This window comes from Vibrio sp. 03_296 (assembly GCF_002265885.1).
Genome location: NZ_NPKW01000387.1, coordinates 1 through 424, shown reverse-complemented (window position 1 = coordinate 424; position 424 = coordinate 1). Strand labels below are relative to the sequence as shown.

Annotated in this window: 1 protein-coding gene; it reads left to right on the top strand. The window is 39.9% G+C overall.

Annotated features, from left to right (window positions below):
- The coding region (locus CIK04_RS24855; RefSeq protein WP_142995014.1) for a sugar transferase at positions 1-370 on the top strand (370 nt) is incomplete at its 5' end.
- Positions 371-424: the final 54 nt, after the last annotated feature.

Below are 424 nucleotides of genomic sequence, written 5' to 3'. Positions count from 1 at the left end.
CCAATCGGTCGCTTCTCACTTAGCGAGTACTAGTTCAATCACTAATAGGTGCTTTTTGCGTAAAACTAAGATTGATGAACTGCCACAGTTAATCAATGTACTGAAAGGTGAAATGAGTTTAGTTGGTCCTCGCCCGAATCTGTTCAATCAAGAAGAGTTGATTAAAGAGCGTGATGCTTTAGGCGTATACAATGTCCTACCAGGCATCACAGGCTTGGCACAGGTGCAAAACATCGATATGTCTACTCCTCAGTTACTCGCTAAGACCGATAGAGAAATGATCGATACTCTAACGATAAAAAACTACTTTAAGTATATAATTATGACAGTCACGGGCAGCGGCTCGGGCGATGCAGTAAAAAAATCATAACGATACTAAAAGTGAATACGATTTATGGATAAGTTGGCTTACATATGGTCTTTA